Source organism: Embleya scabrispora, assembly GCF_002024165.1.
In the GTDB taxonomy this organism is placed as follows: Bacteria; Actinomycetota; Actinomycetes; order Streptomycetales; family Streptomycetaceae; genus Embleya; species Embleya scabrispora_A.
The window spans coordinates 2,940,412-2,957,041 of the sequence record NZ_MWQN01000001.1 but is presented as its reverse complement, the minus strand read 5'-3'; the positions used below and the strand labels follow the sequence as shown (position 1 = coordinate 2,957,041).

Annotated in this window: 17 protein-coding genes; 7 read left to right on the top strand and 10 right to left on the bottom strand. The window is 70.4% G+C overall.

The genetic code is table 11. The features are described from left to right. Nucleotides 1-11 precede the first annotated feature (11 nt). From B4N89_RS13015 to B4N89_RS12995, 5 genes are all read left to right on the top strand, one after another. Nucleotides 12-932 carry an ABC transporter permease gene (locus B4N89_RS13015; RefSeq protein WP_078976012.1) on the top strand — a complete coding sequence of 307 codons (921 nt, stop codon included), beginning with the start codon at nt 12-14 and terminating at the stop codon, nt 930-932. 13 nt (nt 933-945) lie between these two features. After that, nucleotides 946-1,785, top strand: coding sequence for an ABC transporter ATP-binding protein (locus tag B4N89_RS13010; protein WP_078976011.1), 840 nt, complete (start codon nt 946-948; stop codon nt 1,783-1,785). A gap of 117 nt (nt 1,786-1,902) precedes the next feature. Beyond that, nucleotides 1,903-2,538 carry a phosphatase PAP2 family protein gene (locus B4N89_RS13005; RefSeq protein WP_235618597.1) on the top strand — a complete coding sequence of 212 codons (636 nt, stop codon included), beginning with the start codon at nt 1,903-1,905 and terminating at the stop codon, nt 2,536-2,538. A gap of 27 nt (nt 2,539-2,565) precedes the next feature. Beyond that, nucleotides 2,566-3,273 carry a GntR family transcriptional regulator gene (locus tag B4N89_RS13000; protein WP_078976010.1) on the top strand — a complete coding sequence of 236 codons (708 nt, stop codon included), beginning with the start codon at nt 2,566-2,568 and terminating at the stop codon, nt 3,271-3,273. An 89-nt stretch (nt 3,274-3,362) separates the two neighbouring features. After that, entirely contained in the window at nt 3,363-4,250 is an 888-nt protein-coding gene (locus B4N89_RS12995; RefSeq protein WP_078976009.1) for a hypothetical protein, read from the top strand. Nucleotides 4,251-4,435: 185 nt separating this feature from the next. Here the strand turns inward: B4N89_RS12995 and B4N89_RS52985 are convergent, their stop codons facing one another. Together B4N89_RS52985 and B4N89_RS50700 are read right to left on the bottom strand one after the other, a co-directional pair. Next, nucleotides 4,436-4,597, bottom strand: a complete 162-nt coding sequence (locus B4N89_RS52985) for a hypothetical protein (protein ID WP_161500709.1) — start codon at nt 4,595-4,597, stop codon at nt 4,436-4,438. 28 nt (nt 4,598-4,625) lie between these two features. Then, on the bottom strand, nt 4,626-5,015 hold the full coding sequence (locus tag B4N89_RS50700; protein WP_201260834.1) for a metal-sensitive transcriptional regulator: 390 nt from the start codon (nt 5,013-5,015) through the stop codon (nt 4,626-4,628). Nucleotides 5,016-5,400: 385 nt separating this feature from the next. On the opposite strand from B4N89_RS50700, the gene B4N89_RS12980 reads away from it, so the two are divergent. Beyond that, on the top strand, nt 5,401-6,021 hold the full coding sequence (locus tag B4N89_RS12980; protein ID WP_020552276.1) for a DUF47 domain-containing protein: 621 nt from the start codon (nt 5,401-5,403) through the stop codon (nt 6,019-6,021). 4 nt (nt 6,022-6,025) lie between these two features. After that, the gene (locus B4N89_RS12975) at nt 6,026-7,021 is read left to right on the top strand and encodes an inorganic phosphate transporter (protein ID WP_078976007.1); all 996 of its coding nucleotides are present in this window, start codon (nt 6,026-6,028) and stop codon (nt 7,019-7,021) included. Nucleotides 7,022-7,178: 157 nt separating this feature from the next. Here the strand turns inward: B4N89_RS12975 and pstB are convergent, their stop codons facing one another. The 8 genes from pstB to mshD form a co-directional block, all read right to left on the bottom strand. Continuing rightward, nucleotides 7,179-7,955, bottom strand: coding sequence for a phosphate ABC transporter ATP-binding protein PstB (pstB, locus tag B4N89_RS12970; RefSeq protein ID WP_078976006.1), 777 nt, complete (start codon nt 7,953-7,955; stop codon nt 7,179-7,181). Nucleotides 7,956-8,020: 65 nt separating this feature from the next. After that, a complete protein-coding gene (gene pstA / locus B4N89_RS12965) occupies nt 8,021-9,130 on the bottom strand; it encodes a phosphate ABC transporter permease PstA (RefSeq protein WP_101897073.1) in 1,110 nt (369 codons plus the stop codon). Then, nucleotides 9,127-10,122, bottom strand: a complete 996-nt coding sequence (gene pstC, locus B4N89_RS12960; RefSeq protein ID WP_078976005.1) for a phosphate ABC transporter permease subunit PstC — start codon at nt 10,120-10,122, stop codon at nt 9,127-9,129. Before pstC ends, pstA begins: the two co-directional genes overlap by 4 nt. A gap of 37 nt (nt 10,123-10,159) precedes the next feature. Then, nucleotides 10,160-11,305 (bottom strand): phosphate ABC transporter substrate-binding protein PstS, encoded by a 1,146-nt coding sequence (gene pstS / locus B4N89_RS12955; protein WP_078976004.1) that lies wholly within the window; start codon nt 11,303-11,305, stop codon nt 10,160-10,162. 289 nt (nt 11,306-11,594) lie between these two features. Beyond that, on the bottom strand, nt 11,595-12,407 hold the full coding sequence (locus B4N89_RS12950) for an NUDIX hydrolase (protein ID WP_078976003.1): 813 nt from the start codon (nt 12,405-12,407) through the stop codon (nt 11,595-11,597). Further along, a complete protein-coding gene (locus B4N89_RS12945) occupies nt 12,400-13,392 on the bottom strand; it encodes a CHAD domain-containing protein (RefSeq protein ID WP_078976002.1) in 993 nt (330 codons plus the stop codon). Before B4N89_RS12945 ends, B4N89_RS12950 begins: the two co-directional genes overlap by 8 nt. Further along, a complete protein-coding gene (locus B4N89_RS12940) occupies nt 13,379-15,553 on the bottom strand; it encodes an RNA degradosome polyphosphate kinase (protein ID WP_101897072.1) in 2,175 nt (724 codons plus the stop codon). The genes B4N89_RS12945 and B4N89_RS12940 overlap by 14 nt, the downstream gene beginning before the upstream one ends. Nucleotides 15,554-15,637: 84 nt before the next feature. Next, nucleotides 15,638-16,579 (bottom strand): mycothiol synthase, encoded by a 942-nt coding sequence (mshD, locus tag B4N89_RS12935; RefSeq protein WP_078976001.1) that lies wholly within the window; start codon nt 16,577-16,579, stop codon nt 15,638-15,640. Nucleotides 16,580-16,630 lie beyond the last annotated feature (51 nt).

The following is a 16,630-nucleotide window of genomic DNA, read 5'->3' as shown; positions in this document are numbered from 1 at the left end:
AAAGTGTCAACGTGGCCAACAGCGTGCAGGCCGACACCCTGAGCCCACAGGGGACGTCGGCACCCCCCGGTTCCACCGAACCATTGGCGGACCTCGCCGCCCGCTACAAGCTGACGGTCAGTGGAGCCCGCCCCGGGCTGCTTTCGTACACCAAGCAGCTCTGGGCCCGGCGCCACTTCATCGTGGCCTTCGCCAACGCCAAGACCCGGGCCACCTACAGCACCGCCAAACTCGGCCAGGTCTGGCAGGTGCTCACGCCGCTGATGAACGCGGCCGTGTACTACCTGATCTTCGGCTACCTCGTGAAGACCAAGGGCGGCATCGACAACTATGTCGCCTTCCTGGTCACCGGCGTCTTCGTGTTCACCTTCACCCAGAGCGCGGTGCTCGCGGGCAGCCGGGCGATCAGCGACCAGTTGAACCTGATCCGGGCACTGCACTTCCCCCGGGCGTGCCTGCCGATCTCGTTCACCATCGTCCAGCTCCAGCAGTTGCTCTTCTCGATGGTCGTGCTGTGCGCGATCGTGCTCGGCACCGGTGAGCCGCTCAGCCTCAAATGGCTGCTGATCGTGCCCGCGCTGGTCCTCCAGTTCGTCTTCAACGTCGGCCTGAGCCTGGTCCTGGCCCGCATCGGCGCCGTGATGGTCGACATCAAGCAGCTGTTGCCGTTCATCCTGCGCACCTGGCTGTACATCAGCGGCGTCTTCTACAGCCTGGACAACTACACCAAGACGGCGCCGACCTGGGTGGCCCGCGTCCTGGAGGCGAACCCCGGGGCGGTGTACATCGAGCTGGTGCGCGACGCGCTCATCGACAGCCACTCCACGGTGCCCGCGCACACGTGGGCCTACGCGATCGGCTGGGCGCTGCTGATGGGCCTCGGCGGTTACATGTACTTCTGGAAGGCGGAAGAGAGGTACGGCCGTGGCTGAGCAACCCGCGATCATGAGTCTGGCCGAAGCCGGCGCGAAGGCCGAGGTCGAGGTGCCCGAACAAGGCGTTCCGCAACAACCGCAGCAGGTCGGCGAGGAAGTGCCGCCGACCGTCGTCGTCGACGACGTGCACCTGGTCTACCGGGTCCACGGCGCCTCCTCCGGCAAGGGCAGCGCCACCTCCGCACTGTCGCGGCTGGCGCTGCGCAAGAAGGCCACCGGCGTCACCGAGGTGCACGCCGTGCGCGGCGTCAGCTTCGTCGCCTACAAGGGTCAGGCGATCGGCCTGATCGGGCGCAACGGCTCGGGCAAGAGCACGCTGCTGCGCTGCATCGCCGGCCTGCTGCCGCCGACCACCGGCAAGATCTACAGCGACGGCCAGCCGTCGCTGCTCGGGGTCAACGCGGCGATGATGAACGACCTCACCGGAGAGCGGAACATCATCCTGGGCTGCCTGGCGATGGGCATGACCCAGCGCGAGGCCGAGGCCAACTACGAGCAGATCGCCACCTTCTCCGGCCTGAACAACTACAACGGCAAGGACTTCACCAAGCTGCCGATGCGGACCTACTCGTCCGGCATGGCGGCGCGGCTGCGGTTCTCCATCGCGGCGGCGCGCTCGCACGACGTGCTGATGATCGACGAGGCGCTGGCCACCGGCGACCGGGAGTTCCAGCTCAAGAGCGAGGCCCGGATCCGCGAACTGCGCAAGGAGGCCGGCACGGTCTTCTTGGTCAGCCACAGCATGAAGTCGATCCGCGACACCTGTGACCGGGCGATCTGGCTCGACCAGGGCGTGATCAAGATGGACGGGCCGATGGAGGAAGTCGTCAACGCCTACGAGGGCAAGTAGCGGCGCGGCGGAAGAACCACCGGCCCCACGGGCACGTCCTGCACCACAGGCAGCAAAAGCACTACCGGTTCCACTGGTTCCACCAGCACCAACAGCACCACGCAAAGGGGTTCACCGGTGTCCTTGCAGGTCCTGGCGGAGAGTACCGACGACAACCTCGACATCGAGGTCCTGCGGGACGTCAACGGACTCACCGAACACACCTCCTGGGCGCACGGCGGCATGGAGTTCATGGGCGAGTACGGCATGTTCGCCGTACTCGCCGTGCTCGGCCTGCTCGCGTGGTGGCGGGTACGCTCCCGGCCGGACCACGTCGCGGCCGTGGCCGGCCTCGTATGGGCCCCGCTCGCGGCCCTGGTGGCGGAGTTGGCGAACGCGCCGCTGCGCGACTGGGTGGACCGGCCGCGCCCCTTCCTGAGCCACGACGGGCTGCACGTGCTCGTGCAGGGCAAGACCGACCCGTCCTTCGCCTCCGACCACGCGCTGACCACGATGGCGCTCGCGGTCGGGATCCTGCTGGTGGACCGCCGGATCGGCGCCCTCGCGGTGCTCGCCGCGGTGTTCACCGGCTTCGCCCGGCTCTACGTGGGGGTGCACTACCCGACCGACGTGCTCGCCGGATTCGCGCTCGGCGCGCTGGTCGCGCTGGTCGGCTCGATGTTCGTGGGCCGCCTCCTGGAGCCGGTGGTGCGGATGGTCGAACGCGGACCGCTGCGGCCACTGGTCACGGCCGAGCCGCGCCCGGCGGGATGACGGCGGCGCGGCCGAGGGGCGGACACGATGGGAAGCGACACCGAGGGCGGCCGGGACGCGGGCCGACTGGGCGAGCGGCTGAGCCTGCGCGAACAGGTCGCACGGGCGATTCGGGCCGCGCTGGTGACCGGCCGGATGCGGCCGGGGGTGGTCTACTCGGCGCCCGCCCTGGCCGGCCGGTTCGGGGTGTCCGCCACACCGGTGCGCGAGGCACTGCTCGACCTGGCCAAGGACGGCCTGGTCGAACCGGTCCGCAACAAGGGCTTCCGGGTGCGCGCGATGTCCGCGGCGGACCTGGCCGACGTGCACCACCTGCGCGAACTCCTGGAGATACCGACCGTCGCCGGGCTCGCCCGGGACGGCTGCGCGGACGAACTGCCGCGCCTGCGCGCTCTGGTCGACGACCTCGCCGACGCGCTGGAGCGCGCCGACGTGGCGGACCGCGTGGACGCCGAGGACCGCTTCCACGCGCACCTGCTCGGCCTGGCCAAGAACGCGCGCCTGGTCAAGGTGGTCGCCGAACTGCGGGCCCAGGCCCGGCTGTACGGCCCGCTCCCGGCGCCGGACGAGGCCGAACACGGCTCGATCGCGGTCGAGTTGCACCGACTGCTCGACCTGATCGAGGCCCGCGACGTGGCGGGCGCCGAGGAACTGACCCGGCGCCGGCTGGCCCGATCGCGCCCGCCCGCCCTCGCGGACGCACCCGCTGCCCCGACATCCCCCGAACGGCCGTAACCCGGCGTCGCCTCGCTCGTTGTCCCGACGAGCCGCCGCCGCGTGGCCGGCCGTCACGCGAGGATTCCGAGCATCCGGGAGAACCCCACATGTTGGTCCGCACCGCGCTCACGGGTGCCTGTTGCGCCCTCGTCCTGGCCGGGGTCGCCGGTTGTCAGGGCGACGACGTGCAACCGCAGGGAGCGCAGGTCAAGGGCAGTGGCGGGGCCGCGAGCGGCGGCCCCGCGGACGCGGTCGCCGCCGTGCGCAAGGCGGCCGACGTCACCACGGGCGCGAAGAGTTCGCGCACCCGCACCACGATGACGATGCAGAGCGACAACCGGGTCGTGAAGCTCACCGGCCAGGGCATGTTCGACTATGTCCGGCACATCGGCACGCTCACGGTGGACGCGCCCAAGGATTCCGGCATCGCCGGGCCGCTCCAGGAGATCCTGACCCCCCAAGCGCTCTACATGAAGAACGGCTCGCCCGGCGTCCCCAAGGACAAGTGGGTGCGCCTCGCGATCGACGGGCTGGCCGACGGCAACCTGGTCAGCGGCGGCGGCACCGATCCCGGGACGTCCTTCGAGATACTGCGCGGGGTCAACGACGACGTGGTCCTGGTGGGCACCGAGAAGCTGGGCCCGGACACCGTGCGGCATTACAAGGGCACCCTGGACATCCGCAAGGCGCACGACCTGACCGCGCCGGAGGTGCGCGGCCCGCTGGCCGCCGCGCTGAAGACCTTCGACGGCGCGCCGATCCCGTTCGACGCCTACCTCGACGACGCCGGTCGACTGCGCAAGGTCGAGGAGTCGTTCGTCTTCGTGATGGGCCCCGACGAGGCCAGGACCGCGGCGACGACGAAGGTGCTCTCCGCCGCGGAGCTGTACGACTTCGGCGTCGTGGTCGACGTCAGGCCACCCGAGGCCAAGGACCTCTACGTGGCACCGGCTCCGCCCGCCGCCCCACCGAGCGCCACGGCGAAACGCGGTTAGACCCGGCCGGGATCGGCCGGACCGGGCCGGGCCCGGTCCGGCGGACGGCCCCGGTCACCTCCGCGGCGTCGTTCCGGGCGGTCCCCAAATGACCCAGGCGTGTCATGGTCGCGCCGAGGAGCCGCCCCTACGCTGGATGGGCCGAAGGACCGTCCGAGGCGTGCCGCGAGGAGGTGGTGGGAGTGTCACGATTCTCCGATCGCCGCGTGCACGACCACGTCGTCCTCGACGAGATCGAGCTCTACGGAGACCTGATGATCGCGGCCTCGGCGAGCGAGGGACCGCTCACCCAGGCGCAGATCGACGCCGTGCTCGGCCTGGCCGGCGGCCGGGGGCCGGGCGCGCACGGCAGGGCCGGTCCCCGTCGCCGCGGGCTCAGGAGCGCACCAGGCGTGCGATCGCCTGGGACGCCTCCTTAACCTTCTCCTCCGCCTCCGGACCGCCCTTTTCCACCGCGTTCGCCACGCAGTGCCCGAGGTGTTCCTCCAGCAGGCTGAGCGCGAAGGACTGCAGCGCCTTGGTCGCCGCCGAGACCTGGGTGAGGATGTCGATGCAGTATTCGTCCTCGGAGACCATGCGCTGCAACCCGCGGATCTGCCCCTCGACCCGACGCAGCCGCTTCAGGTGCTCGTCCTTGCGCCCGCTGTAGCCGTGTCCCGAGGTCTCGTGCCCCGATGTGCCGGGTGTCGCTTTCGTGTCCGGTGTCTGCGGATCCTGTTCCACCGTCGTCTCCCGTGTCCGTGCGGCCGTTTCCCACCTGTCCATGGCCCGATCGGGTGACCGTCCACGATGTCGAATTTACCCCCGGGGGTATATCCGGCAAGCGCTCCGATCGCCCCGCCCGCGGCGGACCCGCCCCGGCCGGCGCCGTACCGGTCGATCCCCGGATCCGGTTCGTGTGATGTGGGCGACATGGATCGAGGGTAGGCCGCTCTGTCATTCGAATGGTGCGCGGACCCATACTCTGGCCGTGTGACGGGCGTCCTCGACGGCGGAACGGGCGGCTCCGCATGCCCGTTCGTCGCTGTGCGCGTGTGACTCATCACCGCTGGGTACGGTCGGGGTTCGCGTCGACTCCCCGGTTTGCGTGCAAGACCGCAAGAGCGCCTAGCATCGACGCCGACCACCTTCATTATCCCGGAGACCTCAAGTGCGATTGCGTCTGACCCCCAGGGAGACGAGCTTCTACGACATGTTCGCCGCAGCGGCGAGCAACCTGGTCACCGCATCCAAGCTCCTGACGGAGTTGCTCGGCGCAGAGGTCTCCGCTCGTCCGGAGATCGCCGAACGGATGCGCGCGGCCGAGCATGCCGGTGACGACACCACGCATGCGATCATGCGCCAGCTCAACGCCTCCTTCATCACGCCGTTCGACCGCGAGGACATCTACGCGCTCGCCTCGCAACTCGACGACGTCATGGACTACATGGAAGAGGCGGTCGACCTGGTCGTGCTGTACCAGCTCGACGAACTCCCGCCCCAGGTCGCGGACCAGATCGAGGTGCTCGTGCGCGCCTCGGAGCTGACCGCCGAGGCGATGCCCCGGCTGCGCACGATGAAGGACCTGACCGAGTACTGGATCGAGATCAACCGCCTCGAGAACCAGGCCGACCAGATCCACCGCAAGCTGCTGGCGCACCTGTTCAGCGGCGCGTACGACGCGCTGACCGTGCTCAAGCTCAAGGGCATCGTCGACGTGCTCGAAGAGGCCGCCGACGGGTTCGAGCACGTGGCGAACACGGTCGAGACGATCGCCGTCAAGGAGTCCTGACCCAGTGGAACTCACTGGTCTGATCATCGTCATCGGCGTCGCGCTCTTCTTCACCTACACCAACGGCTTCCACGACTCGGCCAACGCCATCGCCACCTCGGTGTCCACCCGGGCACTGACCCCGCGGGCGGCGCTGGCCATGGCCGCGGTGATGAACCTCGCCGGCGCCTTCCTCGGCGAAGGCGTCGCCAAGACCGTCAGCAAGGGGCTGATCGCCACCCCCGAAGGCCATCAAGGTCTGGTCATCCTGTTCGCGGCGCTGGTCGGCGCGATCTTCTGGAACCTGTTGACCTGGTACTTCGGGCTGCCGTCGTCCTCGTCGCACGCGCTGTTCGGCGGCCTCGTCGGCGCCGCGCTCGCGGGCTCCAGCACCGTCCACTGGGACGGTGTGCTGGAAAAGGTCGTCATCCCGATGTTCCTGTCGCCGGTGATCGGCCTGGTCGCCGGCTATCTGGTGATGGTCGCGATCATCTGGCTGTTCCGAAAGTCCAATCCGCACAAGGCCAAGCGCGGATTCCGGCTGGCCCAGACCGTCTCGGCGGCCGGCATGGCGCTCGGCCACGGCATCCAGGACGCCCAGAAGACGATGGGCATCGTGGTGATGGCGCTGGTGATCAGTGGCCACCACGAGGGCAACGGCATTCCGGTGTGGGTCAAGCTCGCCTGCGCCATCACGCTCTCGGCCGGCACCTACGCGGGCGGGTGGCGGATCATGCGCACCCTCGGCCGCAAGATCATCGAGTTGGATCCGCCGCAGGGCTTCGCCGCCGAGACCACGGCCGCGTCGATCCTGTACACCACGGCCTACGTCTTCAAGGCGCCGATCTCCACCACGCACATCATCACCTCGGCGATCATGGGCGTGGGCGCGACCAAGCGGGTCAAGGCGGTGCGCTGGGGCGTCGCCAAGAACATCCTGATCGGCTGGTTCACCACGATGCCGGCCGCGGGTCTGGTCGCGGCGGGCACCTACGGGATTGCCCACCTGATCGTGGGCTGACCCCGGCGCCGCACGCCGCGTGCGCGATGCGGGACGTACGCGGCATCCGGCAGAGGTGTCGCATAACGGACGACAGGGCCCGCACCGAATCCGGTGCGGGCCCTGTCGCGTGTCCATGTCGGCGGTCCGTCGACTCGTCGCTCGGTGCGTCGATCCGTCAGCCGAACCGGCCGGCGATGTAGTCGGCGGTGGATTCCTCGGTCGGCGCGGAGAAGATCGTCTCGGTGTCGCCGATCTCCACCAGCTTGCCGGGCTGACCCGGGCCGGCCAGGTTGAAGAACGCGGTCTTGTCCGAGACGCGGGCCGCCTGCTGCATGTTGTGCGTCACGATCACGATCGTGTAGCGCTCCTTGAGCAGCGCGATCAGGTCCTCGATCGCCAGCGTGGAGATCGGGTCCAGGGCCGAGCACGGCTCGTCCATCAACAACACCTGCGGCTCGACCGCGATCGCGCGCGCGATGCACAGTCGCTGCTGCTGGCCGCCGGACAGGCCCGCGCCGGGCTTGTTCAGCCGGTCCTTGACCTCGGTCCACAGGTTGGCGCCGCGCAGCGACCGCTCGACGATCGCGTCCAGGTCGCCCTTGCGCTTGATCCCGGCGAGCTTGAGCCCGGCCGCGACGTTGTCGTAGATCGACATGGTCGGGAAGGGGTTGGGCCGCTGGAACACCATGCCGACCGTGCGGCGCACCGCCACCGGGTCGATGTCGCTGCCGTACAGGTCCTGCCCGTCGAGCGCGACCGAGCCGTCCACGGAGGCGCCCGGGATCAGCTCGTGCATCCGGTTCAGGGTGCGGATGAAGGTGGACTTGCCGCAGCCGGAGGGACCGATGAAGGCCGTGACCGAACGCGGCTCCATGGTCATCGAGATGTCCTCGACGGCCTTGTGCGAGCCGTAGTAGGCGTTGAGTCCGGCAACTTCGATGCGCTTGGTCATTCCTGCCTCTGGATCGGTGCGGATGTCGGTGCCGCGGTCGGCCGTACGGGTCCTCGTCGTGGCCTTCATCGGCCCGCCTTCGGTGCCTTCCAGCGGGCGATCAGCCGCGCCGCCAGGTTGAGGATCATCACGATGAGGATCAGCGTGAGCGCCGCGGCCCAGGCCCGCTCCTCGGCGAACTTGTTGCCGGCGTGGTTCTGGTCGAACACGTACAGCGGCAGCGCCGATTGCCACCCCGAGAAGGGGTCGGTGTTGATCGACTGGGTGAGCCCGACGAGCAGCAGCAGCGGGGCGGTCTCGCCGATCACGCGGGCGATGGAGAGCATCACGCCGGTGACGATGCCGCCGAAGGCGGTGGGGAGCACGACCTTGAGCACGGTGCGCCACTTCGGGATGCCGAGCGCCAGGCTGGCCTCGCGCAGCTCGTTCGGGACGAGCTTGAGCATCTCCTCGGCGGAGCGCACCACCGTGGGCAACATCAGGATCATCAGCGCCAGCGACCCGGCGAAGCCGGAGGCCTCGAAGCCGAGCATCAGGATCCAGAAGGCGTAGATGAACAGACCCGCGACGATCGACGGCAGGCCGGTCATCACGTCGACGAAGAAGGTCACCGTCTTGGCCAGCCGGCCGCGCCCGTACTCGACCAGGTAGATCGCGGTGAGCAGCCCGATCGGGACCGCGATCAGGGTGGCCAGGCCGACCTGCTCCAGGGTGCCGATGATCGCGTGGTACACGCCGCCGGTGTCGTCCCGGGCGCCCACGCCGCGCATCGAGTGGGACAGGAAGTACGGGGTGAGCTTGTCGACGCCGCGCTGGATCGTGTAGCCGAGCAGCGAGACCAGCGGCAGCACGGCGAGCACGAACGTGGTGGAGATCAGGCTGGTGGCGAACCGGTCCCGGGCCCGCCGGGCGTCCTCGAAGCGCCACGAGACGGCGGAGAGCGCGACGATGAAGATCACGCCGGCGAGGAAGACCGCGAGTGCCCAGTTGTCCAGGGTCAGCTTGAACACGATCGTCAGCAGCACGCCGCCGCCGGCGATCGCCCACGGCACCTGACGCGGCAGGGTCCGCCGGGTCAGCGACGCCGCGCGCGGATCGGCCGGGCCCCCGCGACCGGCCTCGGCCGTGTCCGTACCGATGCCCGGGCGCTTGTCGCCCGTGTCCAGGACGGTCATGAGTTCGCTCCAGAGAACGCCTTGCGCCGGTTGATGACGACGCGCGCGGCGCCGTTGACGAGCAGCGTCATGATGAACAGGACCAGACCGGAGGCGATCAGCGCGCCGCGGCCGATGTCGTTGGATTCGCCGAACTGGTTCGCGATGTTCGCCGCGATCGTGGTGTTGCCCGGGTCCAGGATGTGGATCGAGAGGTCGAAGCTGGGCGAGAGCACCATCGCGACCGCGATGGTCTCGCCGACCGCGCGGCCGAGGCCGAGCATCGACGCGCTGATGATGCCGGGCTTGCCGTAGGGCAGCACCGCGACCCGGATCATCTCCCAGCGGGTGGCGCCGAGCGCGAGCGCGGCCTCCTCGTGGGCGCGGGGCACCTGGAGGAAGACCTCACGGGTGACCGCCGCGATGATCGGCAGGATCATGATGGCCAGCACGATGCCGACGGTGAACAGCGTGCGGGCGGTGGCGCCCGGCTGCTCCTTGTCGAAGATCGGGATCCAGCCGAGGTAGTCGGCCAGCCAGGTGTGCAGGCCGAGCAGCTTGGGAGCCAGGAAGATGTAGCCCCAGAGGCCGTAGACCACGCTGGGCACCGCGGCCAGCAGGTCGACGATGTAACCGAGCGTCTGGGCGATCCGCCGGGGTGCGTAGTGCGTGATGAACAGCGCCACCCCCACCGCGACCGGCACCGCGATGACCATCGCGATGGTGGCGCTGACAACCGTGCCGAACACCAGGGTGACGACGCCGAACGCGGGCTTGGCCACGTTGGGGTCCCAGTCCTGGTCGGTCAGGAAGCTGCCCTGGTTCTTCGACAGTGCGTCCGTCGCCTTGACCACGAGGAAGATCGCGATCGCGGCCATGATGGCGAGCAGGCTGATGCCGGCGCCGCGGGCGGCACCGGAGAAGATCCGGTCGCCTGGCCGGACCTTGACGCGCTTGGCCGCGGGGGCCTTGCGCTCGGGGTCCGCCGGTGCGGTGGGAGTGGTGGTGGACATCTCTCTCCGTACGAGTCGGTCGCTCAGCGGGCTCGGACTAGGACAGACCGGCCACGGCGGCGCGGACCTTGTCCGCGACGGTCGTCGGGAGCGGCGCGTAGCCGATGCCCGCCAGGACCTTCTGGCCTTCGGCGCTGGAGGTGTAGGTGAGGAAGGACTTCATCAGCGGGAGCTTGTCCGCCGCCGTGCCCTTCTCGCAGACGATCTCGTAGGTCACCAGGATGATCGGGTAGGCGCCCTCGGCCTTGGTCGCGTAGTCGACCGACAGCTTCAGGTCGTTGCCCTCGCCCGCGATCTTGGCCGCCTCGACGGCCTTGCCCGCGGCCTCGGGGGTGAGCTTGACCGGGGCCGACGCGCCCGTGTTGATCGCGGCCATGCCCAGGCCGGCGTTCTCCGCGTAGGACTGCTCCACGTAGGTGATCGCGCCCTGCGTCGACTTCACGATCTGCGCGACGCCCTCGCTGCCCTTGGCGCCCTGGCCGTTCGGGGCCTTCCAGTCCTGGGCCGAGTCGTAGGTCCAGTCGGCGCCGGCGGCGGCCTTGAGGTACTTGGTGAAGTTCTCGGTGGTGCCGGACGCCTCGGACCGGTGCACGGGCTGGATCGCGGTGCCGGGCAGCTGCGCGTTCGGGTTCAGCGCCTTGATCTCGGCGGCGTCCCACTTGGTGATCTTGCCGGAGAAGATGCCGGCGATCGTCTTCGCGTCCAGGACCAGGTCCTTGACGCCGGAGACGTTGTACGCGACGGCGATCGGGCCGGTCACCATCGGGAGGTTGATCGCCTGGCCCGGCGCGCACGCGGCGGCGGCCTTGGCGACCTCTTCCGGCTTGAGCGCCGAGTCGGAGCCCGCGAAGGTGACCTGCTTGTCGAAGAACGACTGGCGGCCGGTGCCCGAACCCGAGGACGCGTAGTCGATCGTGGCCCCGGAACATTTGGCCTGGTACGCCTTGATCCACTCGTCCATCGCGTTCTTCTGGGCGCTGGAGCCGGCGGCGGCGAGCTTGCCGGTGCCGCAGTCACCCTTGGGGGCCTCCGCGCCGGGGGCGGACGCAGCCTTCGTGGACGACTTCTTGTCGTCACCCGAGCTGTTGTCGTCGGAGCCACACGCGGCCAGCGTGAGCGCGCCGGCGAGTGCCAGGCCGGTGAAGCCGATACCGCGACGGACACTGCGGGGCCGAATGGTCACGGCGCTCCCTTTCGATCGAACTCTGCTCGTGGTCGCGACGACCCGAGCGGTCGTCGTCATGCACGAAGTTAGGCCGTGTGAATGAAGCGATCCGCCGCGGAAAGTGAACCGAGGGTGAACTCGAACGGTCGAGTCAGATAAGCCGACCGCTGGATGAATTGTCCGTTCATGTAGCCATTTACCACCCGCGAACTGGGGCTTTGCGGTGACGCCCGAACGACGTTCATCCCGCGTTCAGATGGACGCCGAGTGACGTTCGGTAAACCGTGATGACGGCTTGACCAAGCGCTCAGCTTCCCGTCGGATAGGGGGCGTATCGGCCCACGGCCACCACCCGCCCCGCCCACGTGTGCAACACGGCGAATTCGCCGGGCAGCAACGGCTCCGCCGGCAGCCGGGGCGAGCCGGCCCCGGCGACGATCGTGTGCAGGTCCGGGACGGGCGTACACAGCAGCGCGGGCCGACCCGCGCGCACCGCCTCGGCGGGCGACGCGGCGGCGGTGTGCACCCGCGCCCCCGCCGCCGCCGCATACGGCGCCACCGTCGCGGCGGCGTCCGGCTCCGCGCACCCGTACACCTCGACCGGCGCGAACGCGGCCAGCATCGGCACCAGGTCGAGGGCGAACGCCGGGCCCGCGCGCAACACCACGACCGGCACCGTCGCCGGCGGCGGCCCGGTGCGAAACGCCTCGGTCAACGACGCGGTGTAATCCGGCGTCCCGCTCCGCTCCGCGGCCTCCTCCGGCGTGCCCCACCACATCCGGTCCACCTCGGCATTGGGCGCGAACCCGCCCGACACCGCCTCCGCCACCCAGTAGCGGTTGATCTTGATCCGGTCGCGCGAGCGCATCGGATAACTGCGCACCCCCAACTCCCGGCCCAGCACCGCCCGGAAACCGGTCTCCTCGGCGATCTCGCGCACCGCGGCGACCACCGCGGGCTCACCGGGCTCCAGCTTGCCCTTGGGGAAGGACCAGTCGTCGTAGCGCGGCCGGTGCACCAACCCCACCTGCGTCCCCTCGGGGGTCCGCCGCCACAACACCCCACCCGCGGCGAGCACCGGACCGTGCGCGGGCTCCGCCGCCCCGGGGGGATCATCCATCGAGCCACGACCTGACGTCGTGCGCGTAGGCCCCGGGCCAGACCCGGGTGAAGGCGTGGCGCTGCGCCGTCGCCGCCCACCGCTCGCGGGCGTACAACTCGCCGAGCACGAACGAGGCGGGCCCGCCGATCCGGGGCGCGGCCGCCAGTTCGGCCACCGCGTCGGCCGCGATGCAGGCGTCCTGGTGGATGCCCAGGACCTCGGTGACCGCCTTGAGCCGCCGGGCCAGCCGGGCGGCGGGCGCGCCGAACGCGGGCACGCACATGTCGGCGGCGTAGCGGGCCCGCTTGGCCAGGATCCGCACCCGGTGCCACGCGTCGTCGTCGGTGCCGGCGTACGGGGAGAAGCCGGGGCCGTCCACGGGATCCGGATACGGCACCCCCGCCGCGACCAGCGGCAGCGCGTCGGCGGCCCGGTCGAGTCGGCGCAGCGTGCGGGCCACCAGCTTCGGCACCACCTCGGCGCCCGGGTCCGCCGCCCGCGCGGTGAAGGTCAACCCCAGGGCCGGCTCCACCAACGCGGCGGACAGCGTGGTGAACAGTCCCGAGTCGAGCGCGGCCAGCGCCCGGGCCCGTCCGGAGCCCAGGTCGCCGCGCAGTCGGCGCTCGGCCAGCGCCCGGGCCCGGACCGTCCCCGGCCGCTCGGGCAGCGCGTCCAGGTCCGCGAGCAGCCGCTCGAGCAGTACCTCGGAGTCGCGCTCGCCGGCCAGCGCGTCCGCGGCCTCGCGCAGCCGGGTGCGCAGGCGTTGGGCGGGCTCCGGGTCGAGCAGCGGCGCGCAGGTGGCCAGCGCGCTGCGGATGCGTCTGGCGGCCACCCGGGCCTGGTGCGCGGCGTCCTCCTCGCCCGCGCCCAGGCGGGGCAGCTGGTCGATGAACGCGCCCGCCTCGCCGACCAGATGGGCGAGCAGGATCTCGCCGGCGGAGGTGTCCTCGGCCGCCGCGCGCGGTCGGGGAATGATCGTCGCCTGCTTGCTACTCCGGCCCACGTCTGCGCCTCCGGCTCTCGATGAGGTGCTCCTGCACGTCGCGAAGCCGGGTGCCGTCGGCCGCCGTCGCGTGCCTGGTCCAGGTACCGTCCCGGTCGAGGTGCCAGGACGCGGTCTCCGCGCTCATCCCCAGGTCCATGAAGGACGTCATCTCGTCGCGGTGTCGATCGCCGCGCAGCCGCACCGCCGCCTCGACCCTGCGGTCGAGATTGCGGTGCATCAGGTCGGCGCTGCCGATCCACACCTCGGGCTCGCCGCCGCCGGCGAAGACCCACACCCTCGAGTGTTCCAAAAATCGGCCGAGAATACTGCGCACTCGGATGGTCTCGGACAACCCGGGAACACCCGGCCGCAGCGCGCAGATGCCCCGGATCCACAGGTCCACCGGCACGCCCGCCTGCGAGGCGCGGTACAGCGCGTCGATCACCAGCTCGTCAACCAGCGAGTTGGACTTCAGCCGGACGTAGGCGGGCAGGCCCGCCTCGTGGTTGGCCACCTCCCGCTCTATCCGCTCGACCAGTCCGTTGCGCAGCGAGTGCGGCGCGACCAGCAGGCGCCGGAAGGACTGCGCGCGCGAGTAGCCGGACAGCCGGTTGAACAGGTTCGACATGTCCTCGCCGACCTGCGGGTCGGCGGTCAGCAGGCCCAGGTCCTCGTAGAGGCGGGCGGTCTTCGGGTTGTAGTTGCCGGTGCCGATGTGGCAGTAGCGGCGCAGCGCGTCGCCCTCCTGGCGCACCACCAGGCACAGCTTGGAGTGCGTCTTCAGGCCCACCACGCCGTGCACGACGTGGCAGCCGGCCTGCTCCAGCTTGCGCGCCCAGGTGATGTTGGCGTGCTCGTCGAAGCGGGCCTTGAGTTCGACCAGGACCAGTACCTGCTTGCCCGATTCGGCCGCGTCGACCAGCGCGTCCACGATCGGCGAGTCGCCCGAGGTGCGGTACAGGGTCTGCTTGATCGCGAGCACGTTCGGATCGGCCGCGGCCTGCTCCAGGAAGGCCTGGACCGAGGTCGCGAACGAGTCGTAGGGGTGGTGCACCAGGATGTCGCGCTTGCGCATCGCGGCGAACACGTCGGCGGCCTGCGCGGTCTCCACCTCGGCCAGGTCGCGGTGGGTGCCGGCGACGAAGCGGCCGAACTTCAGCTCCGGCCGGTCCAGGTCGGCGATCGCGTGCAGTCCGGTCAGGTCCAGCGGCCCCGGCAGCGGGTAGACCTCCTTCTCGCCCACACCCAACTCGCGCACCAGCAGGTCGAGCACGTGCGGGTCGATGGTCTCCTCGACCTCGAGCCGCACCGGCGGGCCGAACCGGCGGCGCATCAGCTCCCGCTCCAGCGCCTGGAGCAGGTTCTCCGCGTCGTCCTCCTCCACCTCCAGGTCCTCGTTGCGGGTGACCCGGAACGCGTGGTGGCCGAGCACGTCCATGCCCGGGAACAGATCGCCCAGGAACTCGGCGATCACCTCCTCCAGCGGCACGAAGCGGGCCGGCGAGGTCTCCACGAAGCGCGGCAGCAGCGGCGGCACCTTGACCCGGGCGAAGTGCTCGTTGCCCGAGCGCGGATTGCGCACGATCACGGCCAGGTTCAGCGACAGGCCGGAGATGTACGGGAAGGGGTGCGCCGGGTCGACCGCCAACGGGGTGAGCACCGGGAAGACCCGCTCGCGAAAGAGCGCGTAGAGCGACTGCCGCTCGCCGTCGGTGAGGTCGTCGAAGCGCAGCAGTTGGATGTCGGCCTCGCCGAGCGCGGGCAGCACGTCGTGGTGGAAGCAGGTGGAGTGGCGCGCCATCAGGGCGCGGCTGCGCGACCAGATGTTCTCCAGCACCTCGCGCGGCTGGAGTCCGCTCGCCGCGCGTACGGCCAGACCGGTGGCGATCCGGCGTTTGAGGCCGGCCACCCGGACCATGAAGAACTCGTCGAGGTTGGACGCGAAGATGGCCAGATAGCGAGCCCGCTCCAGGAGCGGGGTGCTCGGATCCTCGGCGAGTTCGAGCACCCGCTCGTTGAACGCCAGCCAGCTGCCCTCGCGGTCCAGGAACCGGTCCAGGGGCAGCTCGGACTCCGCGTGCGCCGGAGCCGCGGTGACGGTGGCGCCGCCGGTCTTCGCCGGCGGCACGGCCACGGTGAGGTGTCGGGAGGATCGTGCGGCGGGAGTCTCGGCGTTCATCCGACCATTGTCTTTTCGCGCTGGTCTATGTGCACCTGTACGGAGGCGACCCGAAACAGTTGTTCGCCAGGTTTCACACGGTGTTCAACGTCGGTACATCACATCGACTGTATGCACGCGAAAGCCCAAACGGGTATAGACCTTGACCGCCGGCTCGTTGTCCGCGTCCACATACAACAATATTTCGGCAACCGGCACGCCGTCGACGGTGCGCTCGGCCAGGTGTCGCAGGCCCACCGCGGTCAGCAGCGCGCCCAGGCCGCGACCCTGCGCGGCCGGGTCGACGCCGACCACGTACACCTCGCCCAGCGGGCCCGAGTCCGCCGTCGCGGGATGCGTCTTGGTCCAGTGGAAGCCGAGCGGCTCGCCGGTGTTCGCGTCCTCGGCGAGGAAGAAGCCGGCCGGGTCGAACCACGGCTCGGCGAACCGCCGGGTCAGGTCCTCGGTCGTCCACGCGCCCTGCTCGGGGTGGTGGGCGAACGCCTTCGCGTTCAACGCGAGCCAGGCCCGATCGTCCACGCCCGGGCGGAAGGTGCGCAGCCGCACGTCGGCGGGCGTGGCGACCTCGGGCACCGGGGTGTCGGCCACCCGGCGCATCTGCCACAACTCGCGGAAGGCGGTGAAGTCCAGCGCCTCGGCCAGGCGCCCGGCCGCCGGCAGCTTGCCGTGCGCCCAGACCCGCAGCCGGCCCCGCTCGTCGACCCGCGCGGCCTCGGCGAGCACGGCTTCCAGCAGCGCCCGGCCCAGGCCCGCGCCGCGGGCGGCCGGAGCCACGAACAGTTCGGCGGCGGGTCCGTCCACGGGGTCCGCGCCGTCGAGGTGCGCGAAGCCGACGATCCCGGAGGCGTCGCGGGCCAGCAGTTCGCGGGCCGAGGGCGCGCCGTGGCGCAGCTCCAGCCGGGACTGCTCGGACAACGGCGCCGCGCCGTCGACGCCGGCCGCCGCCTCCGCCAGGGCCAGTACGGCGGCGGCGTCATCCGCCGAGGCCCGGTTCACCGTTTCGATCGACACATCCGCGAGGTCCATGACGTCCACGGTACTGAGCGATGCCGGGAGCCGTCCCAAGGCCGTCGGCCG